Source organism: Neptunomonas antarctica (assembly GCF_001305295.1).
Taxonomy (GTDB): domain Bacteria; phylum Pseudomonadota; class Gammaproteobacteria; order Pseudomonadales; family Balneatricaceae; genus Neptunomonas; species Neptunomonas antarctica.
On the sequence record NZ_LJSI01000053.1, the window covers coordinates 805757 to 821886 of the forward strand.

The 16130-nt window shown below is 47.1% G+C and carries 17 protein-coding genes; 15 read left to right on the forward strand and 2 right to left on the reverse strand.

What is annotated here, in order from left to right; translation table 11 throughout:
* Positions 1-83: 83 nt before the first annotated feature.
* From Nant_RS18455 to Nant_RS18465, 3 genes are all read left to right on the forward strand, one after another.
* Complete coding sequence (locus Nant_RS18455) at positions 84-857, forward strand: ParA family protein (protein ID WP_054343087.1); 774 nt, start codon at positions 84-86, stop codon at positions 855-857.
* A gap of 6 nt (positions 858-863) precedes the next feature.
* A complete protein-coding gene (locus Nant_RS21620; RefSeq protein ID WP_054343088.1) occupies positions 864-2240 on the forward strand; it encodes a chemotaxis protein CheW in 1377 nt (458 codons plus the stop codon).
* Positions 2241-2303: 63 nt separating this feature from the next.
* Positions 2304-2714: a DUF2802 domain-containing protein gene (locus tag Nant_RS18465; protein WP_054343089.1), complete on the forward strand. Its 411-nt coding sequence runs from the start codon at positions 2304-2306 to the stop codon at positions 2712-2714.
* A gap of 23 nt (positions 2715-2737) precedes the next feature.
* On the opposite strand, the gene Nant_RS18470 is transcribed toward Nant_RS18465, so the two are convergent.
* Positions 2738-3001, reverse strand: coding sequence for an EscU/YscU/HrcU family type III secretion system export apparatus switch protein (locus Nant_RS18470; protein WP_179078903.1), 264 nt, complete (start codon positions 2999-3001; stop codon positions 2738-2740).
* Complete coding sequence (gene fliK, locus Nant_RS18475) at positions 2998-4908, reverse strand: flagellar hook-length control protein FliK (RefSeq protein WP_162224957.1); 1911 nt, start codon at positions 4906-4908, stop codon at positions 2998-3000. Before fliK ends, Nant_RS18470 begins: the two co-directional genes overlap by 4 nt.
* Before the next feature lie 158 nt (positions 4909-5066).
* Between fliK and ccmA the strand changes: the two genes are divergently transcribed.
* The 12 genes from ccmA (at position 5067) to Nant_RS18535 (ending at position 16127) form a co-directional block, all read left to right on the forward strand.
* Complete coding sequence (ccmA, locus tag Nant_RS18480; RefSeq protein WP_054343091.1) at positions 5067-5702, forward strand: cytochrome c biogenesis heme-transporting ATPase CcmA; 636 nt, start codon at positions 5067-5069, stop codon at positions 5700-5702.
* On the forward strand, positions 5702-6409 hold the full coding sequence (gene ccmB, locus Nant_RS18485) for a heme exporter protein CcmB (RefSeq protein ID WP_054343092.1): 708 nt from the start codon (positions 5702-5704) through the stop codon (positions 6407-6409). The genes ccmA and ccmB overlap by 1 nt, the downstream gene beginning before the upstream one ends.
* A gap of 29 nt (positions 6410-6438) precedes the next feature.
* Positions 6439-7194 carry a heme ABC transporter permease gene (locus tag Nant_RS18490; RefSeq protein WP_054343093.1) on the forward strand — a complete coding sequence of 252 codons (756 nt, stop codon included), beginning with the start codon at positions 6439-6441 and terminating at the stop codon, positions 7192-7194.
* Between the two features lie 8 nt (positions 7195-7202).
* The gene (ccmD, locus tag Nant_RS18495) at positions 7203-7382 is read left to right on the forward strand and encodes a heme exporter protein CcmD (protein WP_054343094.1); all 180 of its coding nucleotides are present in this window, start codon (positions 7203-7205) and stop codon (positions 7380-7382) included.
* A complete protein-coding gene (gene ccmE / locus Nant_RS18500) occupies positions 7379-7840 on the forward strand; it encodes a cytochrome c maturation protein CcmE (RefSeq protein ID WP_054343095.1) in 462 nt (153 codons plus the stop codon). The genes ccmD and ccmE overlap by 4 nt, the downstream gene beginning before the upstream one ends.
* Positions 7837-9822 carry a heme lyase CcmF/NrfE family subunit gene (locus Nant_RS18505; RefSeq protein WP_054343096.1) on the forward strand — a complete coding sequence of 662 codons (1986 nt, stop codon included), beginning with the start codon at positions 7837-7839 and terminating at the stop codon, positions 9820-9822. Before ccmE ends, Nant_RS18505 begins: the two co-directional genes overlap by 4 nt.
* Positions 9822-10373, forward strand: coding sequence for a DsbE family thiol:disulfide interchange protein (locus Nant_RS18510; RefSeq protein ID WP_274378339.1), 552 nt, complete (start codon positions 9822-9824; stop codon positions 10371-10373). Before Nant_RS18505 ends, Nant_RS18510 begins: the two co-directional genes overlap by 1 nt.
* A gap of 2 nt (positions 10374-10375) precedes the next feature.
* Positions 10376-10843, forward strand: a complete 468-nt coding sequence (locus Nant_RS18515; RefSeq protein WP_202905037.1) for a cytochrome c-type biogenesis protein — start codon at positions 10376-10378, stop codon at positions 10841-10843.
* Positions 10840-12093 carry a c-type cytochrome biogenesis protein CcmI gene (gene ccmI, locus Nant_RS18520; RefSeq protein WP_054343098.1) on the forward strand — a complete coding sequence of 418 codons (1254 nt, stop codon included), beginning with the start codon at positions 10840-10842 and terminating at the stop codon, positions 12091-12093. The genes Nant_RS18515 and ccmI overlap by 4 nt, the downstream gene beginning before the upstream one ends.
* 108 nt (positions 12094-12201) lie before the next feature.
* Positions 12202-13707 (forward strand): cell division protein ZipA, encoded by a 1506-nt coding sequence (gene zipA / locus Nant_RS18525; RefSeq protein WP_054343099.1) that lies wholly within the window; start codon positions 12202-12204, stop codon positions 13705-13707.
* 153 nt (positions 13708-13860) lie between these two features.
* Positions 13861-15912, forward strand: a complete 2052-nt coding sequence (ligA, locus tag Nant_RS18530) for an NAD-dependent DNA ligase LigA (protein ID WP_054343100.1) — start codon at positions 13861-13863, stop codon at positions 15910-15912.
* Entirely contained in the window at positions 15909-16127 is a 219-nt protein-coding gene (locus Nant_RS18535) for a YheU family protein (RefSeq protein WP_054343101.1), read from the forward strand. The genes ligA and Nant_RS18535 overlap by 4 nt, the downstream gene beginning before the upstream one ends.
* The last annotated feature ends 3 nt before the right edge of the window (positions 16128-16130 follow it).

The window sequence follows — 16130 nt, forward strand, 5'->3', positions numbered from 1 at the left end:
TGCGCTGTGTATCAGGGCGTTAAAATTTTAATAAACTTCAAGTCTTATCGCTAAAATAGCAGCAGTCATAACGGGAAAACGCTATGCAAGTTTGGGCCATTGCAAATCAAAAGGGTGGTGTTGGAAAAACCACGACCGTCGTTACGTTGGCGGGTTTGTTGGCTGAAGTTGGCTACAAAGTTCTTATGGTTGACCTTGATCCACATGGCTCTCTAACCAGCTATTTTCAGTATGATCCTGATGAGTTAGATCATAGTGTGTATGACCTTTTTGTTACTCAAGGGGATGTGACGGCAGTACAAGTTAAATCATTACTCTGTAACACTAATGTCGAGAGCATACAGTTGTTGCCTGCGTCAACCGCTATGGCGACACTTGAGCGGCGTGCTATAGAGCATCATGGTATGGGGTTGCAGGTTGCTAAAGCATTGCGTCATCTCAAAGGCAGCTATGATTATGTATTGATTGATAGTCCTCCGGTATTAGGCGTGCTCATGGTGAATGCATTAGCGGCTTGCAATCATTTGCTGATTCCCGCACAAACTGAGTTCCTTGCGTTGAAAGGCCTTGAGCGGATGATTCGAACGATCAGTATGATCAATCGTGCCCGTAAGAAAAAATTAAAATATACTATTATTCCTACTTTCTATGATCGCAGGACTCAGGCCTCGGTTAGCTGTTTGCGTGAATTGCATAAATGCTACCCTGACGAGCTGGCTAGTGCTGTTGTTCCTATCGATACAAAATTCCGAAATGCCAGTATGAAGGGTGTTGTTCCGTCATCATTAGATGCTAGTAGTCGAGGCGTGAATGCCTATGCGCGCTTGCTGCGTACGTTAATTGAGCAGCAGGGGTGATCGGCTATGTCAGATAAGAAAGTGTCAGATAAGAAATCCACTGGTCGCCAGCATCAAGTTGTTTTTGACTACCTGGAAGCGCTGTTATCAGAACCTGGCGAACTTTTAGACGATGAAGGTAGTACTTGCGAGATTGATAATAAAGAGTCGGAACATGAAAGTGTTAATCCGGAGCTTGCTCTTGTTCAGAAAACACAAATACTGATGCCAGAGCCAGAGCCAGAGCCAGAGCCAGAGCCAGAGCCAGAGCCAGAGCCAGAGCCAGAGCCAGAGCCAGAGCCAGAGCCAGAGCCAGAGCCAGAGCCAGAGCCAGAGCCAGAGCCAGAGCCAGAGCCAGAGCCAGAGCCAGAGCCAGAGCCAGAGCCAGAGCCAGAGCCAGAGCCAGAGCCAGAGCCAGAGCCAGAGCCAGAGCCAGAGCCAGAGCCAGAGCCAGAGCCAGAGCCAGAGCCAGAGCCAGAGCCAGAGCCAGAGCCAGAGCCAGAGCCAGAGCCAGAGCCAGAGCCAGAGCCAGAGCCAGAGCCAGAGCCAGAGCCAGAGCCAGAGCCAGAGCCAGAGCCAGAGCCAGAGCCAGAGCCAGAGCCAGAGCCAGAGCCAGAGCCAGAGCCAGAGCCAGAGCCAGAGCCAGAGCCAGAGCCAGAGCCAGAGCCAGAGCCAGAGCCAGAGCCAGAGCCAGAGCCAGAGCCAGAGCCAGAGCCAGAGCCAGAGCCAGAGCCAGAGCCAGAGCCAGAGCCAGAGCCAGAGCCAGAGCCAGAGCCAGAGCCAGAGCCAGAGCCAGAGCCAGAGCCAGAGCCAGAGCCAGAGCCAGAGCCAGAGCCAGAGCCAGAGCCAGAGCCAGAGCCAGAGCCAGAGCCAGAGCCAGAGCCAGAGCCAGAGCCAGAGCCAGAGCCAGAGCCAGAGCCAGAGCCAGAGCCAGAGCCAGAGCCAGAGCCAGAGCCAGAGCCAGAGCCTCCTTTTATTATGGGGGAATTAAACTGTGTTTTAGTTAATGTTTATGGGCTTAAGTTGGCGCTGCCTTTTGAACATATAGAGGGTGTTATGTCTCTAAGTACGGTGACATTGGCGCTTAATAATGATTATGACTGGATCTTAGGCAGTTTTGGGCGTTCGTTACCAGATACATTTATTGTTGATACAGGCTGCTGGTTAATGCCCAATAAATACGACGCAACAAAATCTCGCTATGAGGAGTTTGTGGTGCTTGAAGGACGGCGCTGGGCATTGGCTTGCGATGAGTTGGTCAAATCAGTACGTATTCCGCGCGACCGCATTAATCCAAACGCCGATAGGCAAAGTCGTCCATGGCTCCTCGGTACCTACATGGAAGAGCGTTGTGCTATTGTTGATGTCAGAGTATTACTTGAACAGTTAGAGCAATCGTTTTAAAAGTGAATAATACTGTTAATCTTTGTGGAATTAAAATTTAACAGTCTGACCTAGGGGGCTCTGTTGACAGAATCTAGTGTGTGGTTGGTTTCTTTTTTGACCGTCATAGTTGTCTTGTTTGCGGGATTAAGTCTTTATGTTTTCTCTCGGCAAAAGCAGCATGAACGACAATATAAAGCGCTAGTCACCGTGCTGCGTAATGAAATTCGTTCGATAACAGGTAGCTCTATTGGTATGGGGAAGCGCCTTGCAGATATTGAACAAAAACTCAATATTACTGTTGAAAAGCAGTTGGAGCTTGAAAATAGAGATCCAGGAGAACTGGCTTATAATCAGGCTGCTCGTTTAATGGAAATGGGCGCAGATGTTGGCGATTTGGTGAAAAATTGTGGGATTGGCAGACCCGAAGCGGAATTAATGGCGTTACTCCATAAAGAGTTGCATACACATCACGGTATAGAGCAGAAGCATTAAAATGTTGCGCTAAAGTATTGCCGTTATTTTTTTAGGTTATAGGCAAAAGCAATTACTTCAGCGATTGCTCTATAGAGCGCTTCAGGTATCTCATCGCCTAGCTCCAATCTTATTAACACCTCTAGTAATTCGGGGCTTTGGTGAACATGTATGTCATGTTCTTTTGCCAATGCCAGTATTTGCTTAGCAATGTCACCTTTGCCTTTTGCTACTATTGTCGGTGCGGCGGCTGAGCTGTGGTCGTATTTTAGCGCAATAGCCGCCTCGATTTTTTTGTCATTATTCATGTTTTAATATCAATTAATTGTTTATGGATAGGTGTTGTCCGGGCTCTATGCTGACCTTGTTTGCATACCAGTGTGGGCACTTGTAATCCCAGCGTGTTGAGTTGTTTTTTGAACTGATCAAGTTGGTTTTTGATGGATGTTACGGTCTCTTGTTGTGAGCAGGTGAAAGAAGCGGTCAGTTCATTTTGCTCTTCATTAAGGCTTAGATCTGCATCTATACTCCCTTCTTGTTCCAGCTCAAAATGGAGTCTGACTGTCCAGAGGGTTTCAACCTCGCCACGGGTGTTTTTCTGATTACGTTGACTTATATGTAGCTCGACATTTTCGAGTGATTGCTGGTTTTGAATAGGTAGATCTAATTGGAAAAAGCGCTCATTACTCTCAATTCTATCCTGACGTTGTTGTACAGTGCTTAATTGATTAGTGGTGATGCCAGCTAACATTTTACTGACAGTCGCTTGGATTATCTGTTTTTGATCCGCAGGGAGCTGTTCAGATAGTGACTGAATTTTTCCCAAAAATTGCTTGATGTCTTTATTCACCGGTTTATTCTGCGCCAGTTTGTTTTCTGTAAACAATCCACCAAAGTGAATGTTTTGTTTAATGGCTTGCTGTGCCTGCATTGCCCCTGGCTGGACGCCGAAAAGCTGAAGTAATGACTGAACTACTTTATCAATATGCCCAGCTGTTGTCGTGTTACTCATCTGAGTGCTATTCAGTAGCTGCTGGATGCCGCTAGAAAGAGGAATTTGTTGCGGCATAAATTCCCGGAAACTAGTTTCTACCGTTTGAGTCTGAGGTGGAGTTAATGGCTGTGTCAAGGAAGGTTGAGGGCTTGAAACCGGCTGTGACCAGCGAATAGTTAATTGTTCCCCGCTACCTCGGGTTAGCATTACCTGTTGTAATGGCGGAGGGTTAGCGGTTGTTTGCAGTACTATTGATTCACCTTTTATATTCAGCGTCATGGTGTTAGCAAGTTGAACAGTACGATATTGATTCGAACTGTGTTGAGTAGGGGATGCTTGTTGTGAGGGCGCTTGGGTCTGGAGTTGAGTCGCTTGCTGCACCAAATTTTGTGGTTGAACTGCAGGCTTTATTGCCGGTTGAGCAGGCGTCTGAATGGGTGACGTTGGTTGTGTTTGAATTTGTGGCTGGGTTTGAAATTGTGATGGCATCTGGCTAGGTTGTTGAATCGGACTATGTGCTTGAATAGCTGAGGATAATGTTGAGCTCTGTGGTTGATATATAGATTGGCTTTGTGGCTGAGGTATGGGCTTTATTGCCGGTTGAGCAGGTGTCGGTATTTGAGCTGTTAGCTGTGGTTGTGTTGTGGTTTGGGGTTGCGTTAGTGGTTGAGTAGGCGTCTGTTGCTGGATGCCTGTTTGTAACGGTAGCGGCGTTAACGCTGGTATGGGCGCCGGGGTAGACGTCGCTGCCGGAGTTTGTGAAATAACTCGGGCATTAATGGTTTGGCCGCTAGGAACTAAGCGCTCAAGCGTAGTTAGATCGCGTTCTGAGCGGATAACAGGTGTCGCCGCAATCTGATAGGTTCTGGTGGTCACTACTTTATCAGAAGCAGTAGCGTTGGTATTCGTCGTTTGCGCCGCAGAGGCTGTATTTAAGGTCGGCGCTGGGGTGCTCAATTGTACCGACAGTTGGCCATTATTCGAGCGCGATAGTATCACCTGGCTGCCCTGTGCAATGGGTTGTTGCACTTTGAGTTCCATCAGTAAGCTATTGGCTTCGAGCTTAAGCCTGAAGACGTTTGGGCTGAGTTTATCCTGAGATACTTGCCGGACTGTCGCTTGCAGTGATTGTCCTGGCGGAATTAGCTTGTCACTGCTGCCCGTGCGTGTATTCCCTGAAGAATCGAGCAGGCTAAGTGATTGCGGTACTATGGTATTCATGACGGTATTCATTGATACACACTTTTTACATGAAATCTAATCAAGAGCAATGCCCCTGTTGAACCTTATTTGTATATAATGCACTGCTTATACATCGGCCGATAGCGTATAAAGTGTAGCGTGATACTTTTAAATACGCAGTTTCCGAGGAAAAGATAGTGTCAAAGCCGTTATTAGCTGTCGTAGATCTGTTTTGCGAACGGGATGAGCGTACTTTATTTGAAGCCCTTTCGTTTGAGCTTGCGGCAGGAGAGTTGCTGCAGATAGAGGGCGCGAACGGTAGCGGAAAAACAACATTGCTAAGAATATTGAGTGGGCTTTCTAATGATTTTGAAGGTGCCATGTACTGGTGTGGTGAACCTATTGCTCTGGCGAAAGACGATTTTTTGTCCTCGCTACTATATTTCGGGCATCAGCCTGGGGTAAAGGGTGTATTAACGCCGGTCGAGAATTTGCAGTGGTACGCTGCTATTCATCCTGCGTTATCGGCGGATAAAATTTTACCCGCCCTAGAAGCTGTTGGTCTTAAAGGTTATGAAGATGTTCCTTGTCATTCACTGTCTGCAGGTCAGGGGAGACGGGTCAGTTTGGCGCGGCTTTATATGAATACCGCCAGACTATGGATTTTGGATGAACCTTTTACCGCCATTGATAAACATGGTGTTATCGCTAAAGAAGCACTCTTAGCATCACATGTTAGGTCAGGAGGGAGTGTTATTTTGACGACGCATCATGATTTGACCGCTTGCGGGCCTGTAACAAAGATTAATCTAGACCAATTAATGGGAACTTGATGGCTGAATTGTGTACTAACCCATCTGAAATATCGTTAGGGAAGTTGTTCTCTGCTGTACTGAAAAGAGATTTATTACTGTCTTTCAGACGTAAGAGCGATTTGGTTAATCCGTTGATTTTTTTCCTGATGGTGGCAACCTTGTTTCCATTAGGTGTGAGTCCTGAACCCGATTTTTTGGCTGATGTTGCCCCGGGTGTTGTTTGGGTGGCTGCATTGCTGGCAACGCTGTTGTCATTGGATGGTATATTCCGTTCGGACTATGACGATGGCACTTTAGAACAAGTGATTTTAAGTCCGCAGCCGCTTATGGTGGTTTGTTTAGCAAAAGTTATCGCGCACTGGATGACCACCGGTTTACCGTTAGCGCTGATGTCGCCTTTATTAGGCGTGATGTTATTTTTACCCGCCAGTGCGATGTTCGGATTAGTAACAAGTCTGTTAATTGGCACCTTGGTTCTTAGTTTGGTTGGCGCCATTGGAGCCGGTCTGACGGTTGGTTTGAAACGCGGAGGGGTGTTGATCTCTTTGTTGGTGCTACCGCTCTATATACCCGTACTGATTTTTGGTTCGGGTGCGGTACAGGCCGCTGTAGCAGGTTTGCCTCTGACAGGTTATCTGGCGTTGCTGGGAGCGATGCTAGCGTTAGGAATGGTTTTGGCGCCGCTGGCAATTAGCGCGGCAGTACGAATTTCAGTAAGTGGTTAAGGGACTTTGAAACTAAGGGGTTTTGAAAAATGGCAGTAAGTAAATGGATTCCACGTTGGTTTTATCAACTGGCATCGCCCCGCTGGTGTTATGACATCACAGGTAAGCTACTGCCTGTTTTTTTAGTGGCGGCTGCATTATTACTTTTGGTCGGTCTCGTATGGGCACTCGCTTTTGCGCCGCCTGATTACCAGCAAGGAAACAGTTTCAGAATAATGTATATCCATGTTCCTTCTGCAATACTGGCGCAGTCATGTTATATGCTGATGGCAGTTGCGGGTGCTGTGGGTCTGATATGGAAGATCAAGGTGGCGGATATGGTGGCCTTTGCCTGTGCTCCGATTGGTGCGTCTATTGCCGTAATGGCTTTGGCGACAGGCGCTATCTGGGGTAAGCCTACATGGGGTTCCTGGTGGGTGTGGGATGCGCGTTTAACATCAATGCTGATTTTGCTTTTTCTCTATTTAGGTGTGATGGCACTGTATGCGGCGATGGATAATGAAACCATGGCCGCAAAAGCAGCCTCGGTATTATCGTTGGTGGGTCTGGTTAATATTCCGATTATTAAGTATTCAGTCGAGTGGTGGAATACACTGCACCAGCCTGCGACATTTAGTTTGACCGAGAAACCATCAATGCCGATTGAAATGTGGTTGCCCCTCTTAGTTATGGTATTGGGCTTTTACTGTTTTTTTGCCGTGTCTTTGATGTTAAGGCTACGGAATGAAATTATCCGTCGAGAGCGTCGCTCAGGTTGGGTGCGTGAATTGATTACTTCCCGCTGAGGTTATTTGTGCAGTTTGAAACGATTTCTGAATTCATCGATATGAATGGACATGGGCTTTATGTCTGGGTGTCATATGGGCTTGGTATTGCGATTATCATTGGCAATATTGTCTTACCACTATTTACACGTAAAGAGCTGATAAAAAATCTGGCTCGTCGTATGCGCAGGGAGAATAAAACTCAATGAATCCGAAACGAAAAAAGAGGCTTATCCTCGTACTTTTTCTTGTTTTTGGTGTGGGTGTCGCGGTGAGTTTAGCGCTCTATGCTCTGAATCAGAACATTAACCTCTTTTATTCACCTCAGCAGATGGCTAAGGGGGAAGCGCCCGAGAATACCCGTATTCGTGCTGGCGGGATGGTGGTAGAAGGTAGCGTCGTACGTGATCAGCAAAGTCTGCATGTTCAGTTTGATATAACGGATTATGCTGAGTCGGTTACGGTTGAATATACCGGAATCTTGCCTGACCTTTTTCGTGAAGGCCAGGGCATCGTTGCACAAGGTTCTATGGACGCGAGTGGTGTTTTTCAAGCGGTAGAAGTGTTGGCAAAACATGATGAAAACTATATGCCACCAGAAGTCGCTTATGCGCTCGAAAAGGCAGGAAAAATGCCAGTAACACCTAAAGAGGCCTTTAATAAATGATTCCTGAACTTGGTCAATATTCGCTGATACTGGCGCTCACACTTTCGGCTCTTTTAGCCATTGTTCCTTTGGCTGGTGCCTATACAGGCAACAGGCTTTGGATGAGCTATGCCAGACCGCTGTCTAAGGGACTGTTTCTGTTTTTGCTGATTAGTATGTTGTGTCTTGGTTATGCCTTCATGACGGATGATTTTTCGGTGTCTTATGTCGCCGGCAATTCAAATACAGCCTTGCCTGTGTATTATAAATTCAGTGCTATCTGGGGCGGCCATGAAGGGTCCTTGCTGCTGTGGGTGTTTATTCTGAGTTGCTGGACCTGCGCTGTTGCTGTGAAAAGTAAAGAATTACCGCTGGATATTGTTGCGCGTGTTTTATCTGTGATGGGCATGATTAGTGTGGGTTTCACCATGTTTACGCTGATGACATCGAGTCCTTTTACACGCTTGCTGACGAATACCCCGTTAGAAGGTGGCGACCTTAATCCCTTGTTGCAGGATATAGGGCTGATTATTCATCCTCCTATGCTCTACATGGGATATGTTGGCTTTTCGGTTGCCTTTGCTTTCGCTATTGCGGCGCTAATGAGCGGTCGACTGGATTCTGCATGGGCACGCTGGTCTCGTCCTTGGACAAACGTTGCCTGGGCTTTTCTGACATTCGGTATCGTACTGGGTAGTTGGTGGGCTTATTATGAGCTTGGCTGGGGCGGTTGGTGGTTCTGGGACCCTGTTGAAAACGCATCGTTTATGCCATGGCTAGTGGGTACCGCACTGGTACATAGTTTGGCAGCGACGGAAAAACGCGGTGTTTTCAAAAGCTGGACAGTTTTGTTGGCTATCTTTGCCTTCTCGCTTAGTTTGTTGGGAACCTTTTTGGTACGTTCCGGGGTGTTAACCTCTGTTCATGCGTTCGCTACGGATCCGGAACGGGGTTATTTTATACTCGCGCTCTTAGCGATCACGATCGGCGGCTCTTTTCTCCTGTATGCCATCAAGGCGGCCCATGTTAAAAGCGAATCATCGTTTGAACTGGTATCACGGGAAAGCTTCTTATTAATTAATAATATTCTTTTAGTGATCGTCTGCCTGATGGTGTTATTGGGAACTCTGTATCCCTTAATTATTGATGCCATGTCGCTGGGAAAAATTTCGGTGGGTCCTCCTTACTTTAATGCGCTGTTCGTACCGCTTATTGCGATTATGGTGGTGTTTATGGGTATTGGCTCTGTCACTCGCTGGAAAAAAACAGACCCTCATTACCTGCTAAAACAGTTAGGTATTCCGGCTGTCATCGCCGTCGCTTTGGGTTCGGTTTTTCCGCTTATCTATGCAGGTGCTTTCGAGTTTAAAACGGCGTTAGGTATGGTGTTAGCCTTCTGGGTGGTGCTCGCCGTGTTGCGTGATGTACTCAATAAAGTTAAAAACAAGCGGACCTTGTCGGCCGGTTTAAAAGGTCTTTCGCGCAGCCATATTGCCATGATGATTGCGCATGTGGGTGTTGCTGTGTCTATCACCGGTGTATCACTGGTCTCAATCTATAACGAAGAACGGGACCTGCGTATGATGCCGGGTGATACCCTGGTATTTGAGAATTTCACCTTTGTGTTTGAAGGCTCAAAGCATATCCAGGGGCCGAATTACACGGCTGACCGAGGCATACTGACCGTCCTGAAAGATGGCAAGCCTTACACCGTTATGCATCCTGAAAAACGTCTGTACACGGCGCGGGGCAGTGTTATGACGGAAGCTGATATCGATCCTGGCTTGTTTGCTGATCTGTATGTGGCGATGGGTGAGCCGTTAGCAGACGGTGCCTGGGCTATCCGGGTGCAGTATAAGCCTTTTGTACGCTGGATCTGGTTAGGTGGTTTGTTAATGGCATTGGGTGGCGTGTTAGCGGCGAGTGATCCGCGTTATCGTAAGCAGCGCGCGCGTCAATCTGGTCTGAATAAACAGCTTTCTTCTGAAAGTGTGACGGTTTAATGGGTATCAATATGCGTCGCTTCTTTCTTTTTATCCCGCTTATCATCTTCCTTGTGATCGGTGCCTTGTTTTGGCAAGGCTTAAAGCTGAATCCCACTGATTTGCCCTCAGCATTAATCGACAAACCAGTGCCAGACTTTAGTTTGCCCGCGTTGCAGGATGATGCGCGCGCTATTACTCAGGACGATCTTAAGGGAGAGCCCGCGTTGCTGAACGTCTGGGCGACCTGGTGTCCTACCTGTAAACAGGAACACGCGCAGTTGAATAAAATTGCCCGTGAAGAAAATGTCGTGATATACGGCATTAATTACAAAGACGAACGCGCCGCCGCAACAGAGTGGTTACGCCGCTATAGGAACCCTTATGTCTTGAATGTGTTTGATAAGGACGGAACCTTAGGTCTGGATCTAGGTGTCTACGGGGCACCGGAAACCTACGTGCTGGATGCACAGGGCGTGATTCGTTATAAGCATGTGGGCGCGGTCAATGAAAAAGTATGGGCCGAATTAAGAAAGATTCTGCAACAGGTTTCTGCAGATTCTCAGGGGTAATGATGAAATCCATAATTGCGCTATTATTAGTGTTCGTGTCAATGGGGGTTAATGCCGCGATTGATGCCTACGAGTTTAAAGACGATGCTAACCGCGAACGTTTTCAGCAACTCACCACTGAACTGCGCTGCCCTAAGTGTCAGAATCAGAATTTGGCTGACTCCAACTCGCCGATCGCCACTGACCTTCGCCGTGAAGTGTATCGTATGGTTGAAGCCGGTCAGCAGGATGAAGAGATCACCGATTTTATGGTGTCCCGCTACGGTGAATTTGTCTTATATCGCCCGAAAGTGAACGAAAGCACCTGGATCTTATGGTACGGGCCTTTTGTGTTATTGGCTGTGGGTGCTGTGGTTATTTTACTAATTACCCGCAAACGTAAGCGTACTAATAACACTCCGGATGATTCGTTAAATGAAAATGAAAAAACGCGCTTGGCGAGATTGCTGAATAAGGGAAATGTTAAATGATTCAATTGTGGTTAGGTATAGCTCTGCTAACAGTGTTGGCGCTGTCTTTTGTATTTATCCCTTTTATTAAGGCGAACAGAGCACAGAAGAATGCTGAAACGGTGGGCCGAACCCATAAGAATATCGAAATATTTGAAGAGCGTTTAGCTGAACTTGATGTTGAACGAGTCGCCGGTAATCTACAGGATCACGATTACAACGAGCTAAAGCTGGAGCTTGAAAAGAACCTGCTTGAAGATGCGAGTGACGATGAAAAAACAGTTTTACCCATGCAGGTTGGTTCCAGGCAGCTAGTGGCGGTTACATTAATGGCGTTGCTGATTCCTGTGATCTCATTCGGATTGTATTTTCAGTATGGCAGCGCCCAACAGTTGCAGGTGGCACTAGAGGGGCCTGAACAAGTACAGTTTGCCAGCGGTGAGCAGCCAACGGTAGAAGAAGCATTGCAGATGCTGGTAAGTGAACTGGAAAAGAATCCAGATAATGCCGAAGGGTGGTATATCCTGGCAACCACCTATATGAATGTAGGTGAATTTGAAAAAGGCGTATCTGGTTTTAAACGTGTGTTGGAATTATTGCCTGAGGATGCTCCTCAGTATGTGGGTGTGATGGGGCAGTATGCGCAAGGGCTCTATTTTGCAAAAGGCGGCAAAATGGATGAAGAAGTAAGGCAACAAATTCAGCGAACGCTGGATCGAGAGCCATTAGAAGTCACCGCGCTGGGATTACTGGGTATTGATGCTTTTGAACAAAGCCGATTGGAGGATGCAATAGCTTACTGGCGTAAAGCGCTAGTCAATGCTGAACCCGCTGCTGCCGAGTCTATAAAGTCTGGTATCCAGCGAGCATTAGAACAACTCGCTACAGAGGGTAAACCAATACCCGACGTACCTGAATTAGTGAACGCATCGATTCAGTTGCAAGTCAGTATTGCTCCACAGTTGCTTGATAAGGTTACGCCAGATCAAACCGTGTTTGTATTTGCGAAACCCGTCGGCGGCAGGATGCCGGTTGCTGCTGTACGTTTGACGGTAGCTGAGTTGCCAAAAATGATCACGTTGGATGACAGTTTGGCTATGACGCCACAAGCAAAATTGTCACTACAATCTGAGGTGGAGATTGGTGCCCGGATTTCGTTCACGGGACAGCCGCAGGCAACCGTCGGCGATTTACAATCGGCAACGGTGTTGGTTTCAGTCAAAGATTCGTCAGAAGCCGTAATGCTGTCTATCGATCAGATTGTTCAGTAGTGCTGTTGGGTTTATAGTAAGCACTGTAGTTGTAAGTTCTATAGTTGTAATACTATAGTGCTAAGTGTCATTAATACCTTAATGTTATTCGAGGCAAATATTTAAACCATGGATATCGGCTTAAGAGAATGGTTAATAATTGGGGGCCTTTTAGTGATAGGCCTGATTGTTTTCGACGGTTGGCGCCGTATGAAAGGGCAGCGCAACACCCTGAAAATAGATATTGATTCAAATTTTGTTGACTCAGAAGAAAATGATCACAATTCAGAATTGCCCAACGGCGGCGCCAGAATGCTTCGGGATATAAAGACAGGTTTGTTTTATGTCGATCCCGCCGCTGATCCATCGCGTTCTCATGAACGTATAGATCCTGGTTTTGATCATCTTGCCGAATACGTTGAGCCGGAACATACTAAAAAAGCCGATGCTGAGCTCAAGCGCAATGAGCCCGGATATGAATCCGAATATGGACCAGAATATAGAGCACCTGCCAGCGAAAAGCGTGAAGCAGAAGAACAGTTACGTCCCTCTCAGGCGTCGTCGTCTTCGAAATCAGATAGGCGTGAAGCTGGTTATTTCAGTGAGGATGAAGAACTGGATCCGTTATTTGATGATATTCCTGAAATACTCTCTCCTGCCAGAAAATCCAGCACCGATCTGTCAAGAAATGATGTGTTTGCAAATGATACGGCTCAAGTGGACCAGAGTGAATTCAATAGAGCTGATTTAAAAACAGCATCGATAACACAACGTTCAGAGTCGATATCTGCAGTTCAGGAAAAAATAGCTACAGATCAGGAAAGAGCTTCAGCCGTTCAGAAAAGAGCTTCAATAGCTCAGAAGAAAGCAGGGCAGTCAGAATTTCTTGATTTGGAACAACCGATTACAGTATTGATGCGCCAGGCGTCTGAAAAAACTGGCTGGAATGAAGACCCGCTGCCACAGGAGGAAGAGTCTACCTCTTCAACCACAGATAAAGGACATCCTTCCACGGCGACTGCTCCCGAATCTTCTGATAGTTATCGTCGTGATACAGACTCTTCTGAAACGGATGAAGCTGTATTTATAGATGAAGCCTTATCCGAAGAAGAGCTAATCGACGAACCTGGGCAGGATTCTCTTTTTGATGACAAAAAACTAGCACACGCAAGAAGTGACCGAAAAGCAAGAGAGCAAGCGCCAGAGCCTGAAGAAGTGCTGGTTATCACGGTAGTCGGTAAAGATGCACCGTTGGAGGGGCAAACATTACTGCAAGTTGTCTTGGCCTGTGGCATGCGGTTTGGTGATATGAATCTATTCCATCGTTTCGAGGAGGGAATAGATAAAGGTGCAGTACAGTTTAGCATGGCCAATGCAGTGAATCCGGGTACGTTTGATCTTGAGCATATGTCTGGAATGACAACGCCGGGTGTCAGCTTCTTTATGTCGATGGGTGAACCGGCTGATGCGAAGAATGCGTTCGAGTGCATGCTTGCAACGGCTGAAACAGTATCTAAGCATGTAGGTGGTGATTTGCTGGATGAAAACCGTTCGGTTATGCGGCCTCAGACGAAGGCCCATTATCGGGAACGTATCCGTGAATTCGAATTACATAATAGGCATCGTCGGGGCTAGTCTTAAACTAGTCCACCCGAGGCCTTTAGGGTCTGCGTTTTATAAGCCCAACATTAAGATTCAGTATCGCAGCTCTTGCTGCAAATTTTTGTGTTGTAAAGCAAGCTGCCGTGTCAGCCAATTTCTAATATATAGCCTGAATAATTACCTTATATGCCTTTAAATACCTCTTTAAACAGTTCTCTGCTTCAGGAAATTCAGCAGCTGCGTGCTGTTATTGATCAACATAACTATCGTTATTATGTGCAGGATGAGCCCGTCGTCCCTGATGCTGAATTCGACCGATTATTTCAACGACTAAAGCAATTCGAGCAACAGCATCCGGAACTGATAACGCCGGACTCTCCGACACAGCGTGTCGGCAGTAAACCTATCAGTGGATTTACTGAAGTACAGCATGAAATGCCGATGTTATCGTTAGATAATGCGTTCTCAGAAGAAGATCTTCGAGACTTTGATCGCCGTGTGCGTGAACGTCTGGGTGATGACTCGCGTAACATTGACTATGCCTGTGAGCCAAAATTAGATGGTATAGCTGTGAGTCTGCTCTACGAAAACGGCGTTCTTATTCGTGGAGCAACCCGTGGCGATGGAACCACCGGTGAGAACATCACACACAATGTCAGAACCATTCCTTCCATACCGCTTAAACTCTTAGGGGATGGTATTCCTGATCGCCTGGAAGTGCGTGGCGAGATCTATATGCCAAAAGCCGGTTTTGCTTCGTTGAATGAGCGAGCACAAAAAAATGCAGATAAGGTCTTCGTTAATCCTCGTAATGCGGCAGCCGGAAGCTTACGTCAACTGGATGCGAGGATTACAGCAACACGTCCGTTAGAGATGTGTTGCTATGGTATTGGCGTATTTTCCGGAGGAGAGATGCCAGCAACGCATGTGGAAACCATGCAGCAGCTTAATCGCTGGGGTTTTAAAATGAGCCGATATCTGGAGCAGGTCGAAGGAACAGAAGGCTGTCTGGATTACTATCATCGGATGGCGGAGCTCAGAAACGGTTTGCCATATGAGATAGATGGTCTTGTCTTCAAGGTTAATGAGTACTCACTTCAGCAGCGTTTAGGATTTGTTTCACGTTATCCTCGTTGGGCTATTGCTCATAAATTTCCTGCGCAGGAAGAGATGACTCAAGTAGAAAATATTGAATTTCAGGTAGGTCGCACCGGCGCCATCACGCCAGTAGCGCGCTTAAAGCCTGTCTTTGTGGGTGGGGTGACCGTCAGTAATGCCACCCTGCATAACATGGATGAAATCACACGCTTAGGCGTAAAAGTCAAAGACTGGGTGATTATACGGCGTGCCGGCGAAGTGATTCCTAAAGTCGTCAGCGTGGTCGTTGATCAGCGTCCTGCGGATGCTGTTGATGTGATATTTCCAGAAGTCTGCCCGGTATGCGGTTCCGATGTGGAGCGTATTGAAGGTGAAGCGATTGCCCGATGCAGTGGTGGGCTCAGTTGCTCAGCGCAGCGTAAGGAGGCCTTGCGCCATTATGCTTCACGCAAGGCAATGGATATTGAGGGCTTAGGGGTAAAGCTTATCGATGCGCTGGTGGATAAAGATCTTTTGAATTCAATTGCTGATATTTACCATCTAAAACATGAAGATATCGCTGGGCTGGAGCGTATGGGGCCGAAGTCTGCCTTGAATGTACTGGCCGCCATTGAAAAATGTAAATCAACAAGCTTGGCGCGTTTTATTTATGCCCTGGGTATTCGTGAGGTGGGAGAGGCAACCGCGCGTAATTTAGCTAATGCGTTTGGTAATCTGGATGGCGTGATTCAGGCCAGTGAAGAGCAACTATTGGGTGTGTCCGATGTAGGCGACATTGTTGCCCGGCATATAAAAACCTTCTTTCAGCAAACGCATAATCTTGAGGTGGTTGATGCCTTACGCCAAGTAGGCGTCAATTGGCCAGAACATACACCAGCGCCGGAGGAAGACTTACCGCTGAGCGGTAAAGTCTATGTACTGACCGGCACGCTTGAGCGTATGAGTCGGGACGAAGGCAAGGAGAAATTACAATCACTGGGTGCCAAGGTATCGGGTAGTGTGTCTAAAAAAACGGATTGTGTGGTCGCCGGTCCAGGGGCGGGAAGTAAGCTAGCGAAAGCTGAATCGTTAGGGGTCAGTGTGCTGGATGAAAACGCCTTTATACAATTGCTTACATCTTATGGGGTCTTAGTAGAATGATTGTACCGGTAGAAGCTGTCTCTGATGAAGCGCTTGAGGGCATGATAGAAGAGTTTGTTACTCGTGACGGAACCGATTACGGTTTTGAGGAAACGCCCCTCGCGCAGCGCGTAGAACAGATAAAACGTAAATTGACAAGTAAAGAAATCGTCATATTATTTAGCGAAGCCACGGGCGAAGCTAATCTTGTGCTACGAGAGCGCTTACAACGCTAAGCT

Excerpts from the sequence above, each read along its gene's own strand:
- Nant_RS18515 (WP_202905037.1), top strand. The coding sequence starts at position 10,376 with ATGAAATCCATAATTGCGCTATTATTAGTGTTCGTGTCAATGGGGGTT.
- zipA (WP_054343099.1), top strand. The coding sequence starts at position 12,202 with ATGGATATCGGCTTAAGAGAATGGTTAATAATTGGGGGCCTTTTAGTG.
- ccmE (WP_054343095.1), top strand. The coding sequence starts at position 7,379 with ATGAATCCGAAACGAAAAAAGAGGCTTATCCTCGTACTTTTTCTTGTT.
- Nant_RS18535 (WP_054343101.1), top strand. The coding sequence starts at position 15,909 with ATGATTGTACCGGTAGAAGCTGTCTCTGATGAAGCGCTTGAGGGCATG.
- Nant_RS18490 (WP_054343093.1), top strand. The coding sequence starts at position 6,439 with ATGGCAGTAAGTAAATGGATTCCACGTTGGTTTTATCAACTGGCATCG.
- ccmI (WP_054343098.1), top strand. The coding sequence starts at position 10,840 with ATGATTCAATTGTGGTTAGGTATAGCTCTGCTAACAGTGTTGGCGCTG.
- Nant_RS18510 (WP_274378339.1), top strand. The coding sequence starts at position 9,822 with ATGGGTATCAATATGCGTCGCTTCTTTCTTTTTATCCCGCTTATCATC.
- ligA (WP_054343100.1), top strand. The coding sequence starts at position 13,861 with ATGCCTTTAAATACCTCTTTAAACAGTTCTCTGCTTCAGGAAATTCAG.
- ccmB (WP_054343092.1), top strand. The coding sequence starts at position 5,702 with ATGGCTGAATTGTGTACTAACCCATCTGAAATATCGTTAGGGAAGTTG.
- fliK (WP_162224957.1), bottom strand. The coding sequence starts at position 4,908 with ATGAATACCATAGTACCGCAATCACTTAGCCTGCTCGATTCTTCAGGG.
- Nant_RS18505 (WP_054343096.1), top strand. The coding sequence starts at position 7,837 with ATGATTCCTGAACTTGGTCAATATTCGCTGATACTGGCGCTCACACTT.
- Nant_RS18470 (WP_179078903.1), bottom strand. The coding sequence starts at position 3,001 with ATGAATAATGACAAAAAAATCGAGGCGGCTATTGCGCTAAAATACGAC.
- Nant_RS18455 (WP_054343087.1), top strand. The coding sequence starts at position 84 with ATGCAAGTTTGGGCCATTGCAAATCAAAAGGGTGGTGTTGGAAAAACC.
- Nant_RS21620 (WP_054343088.1), top strand. The coding sequence starts at position 864 with ATGTCAGATAAGAAAGTGTCAGATAAGAAATCCACTGGTCGCCAGCAT.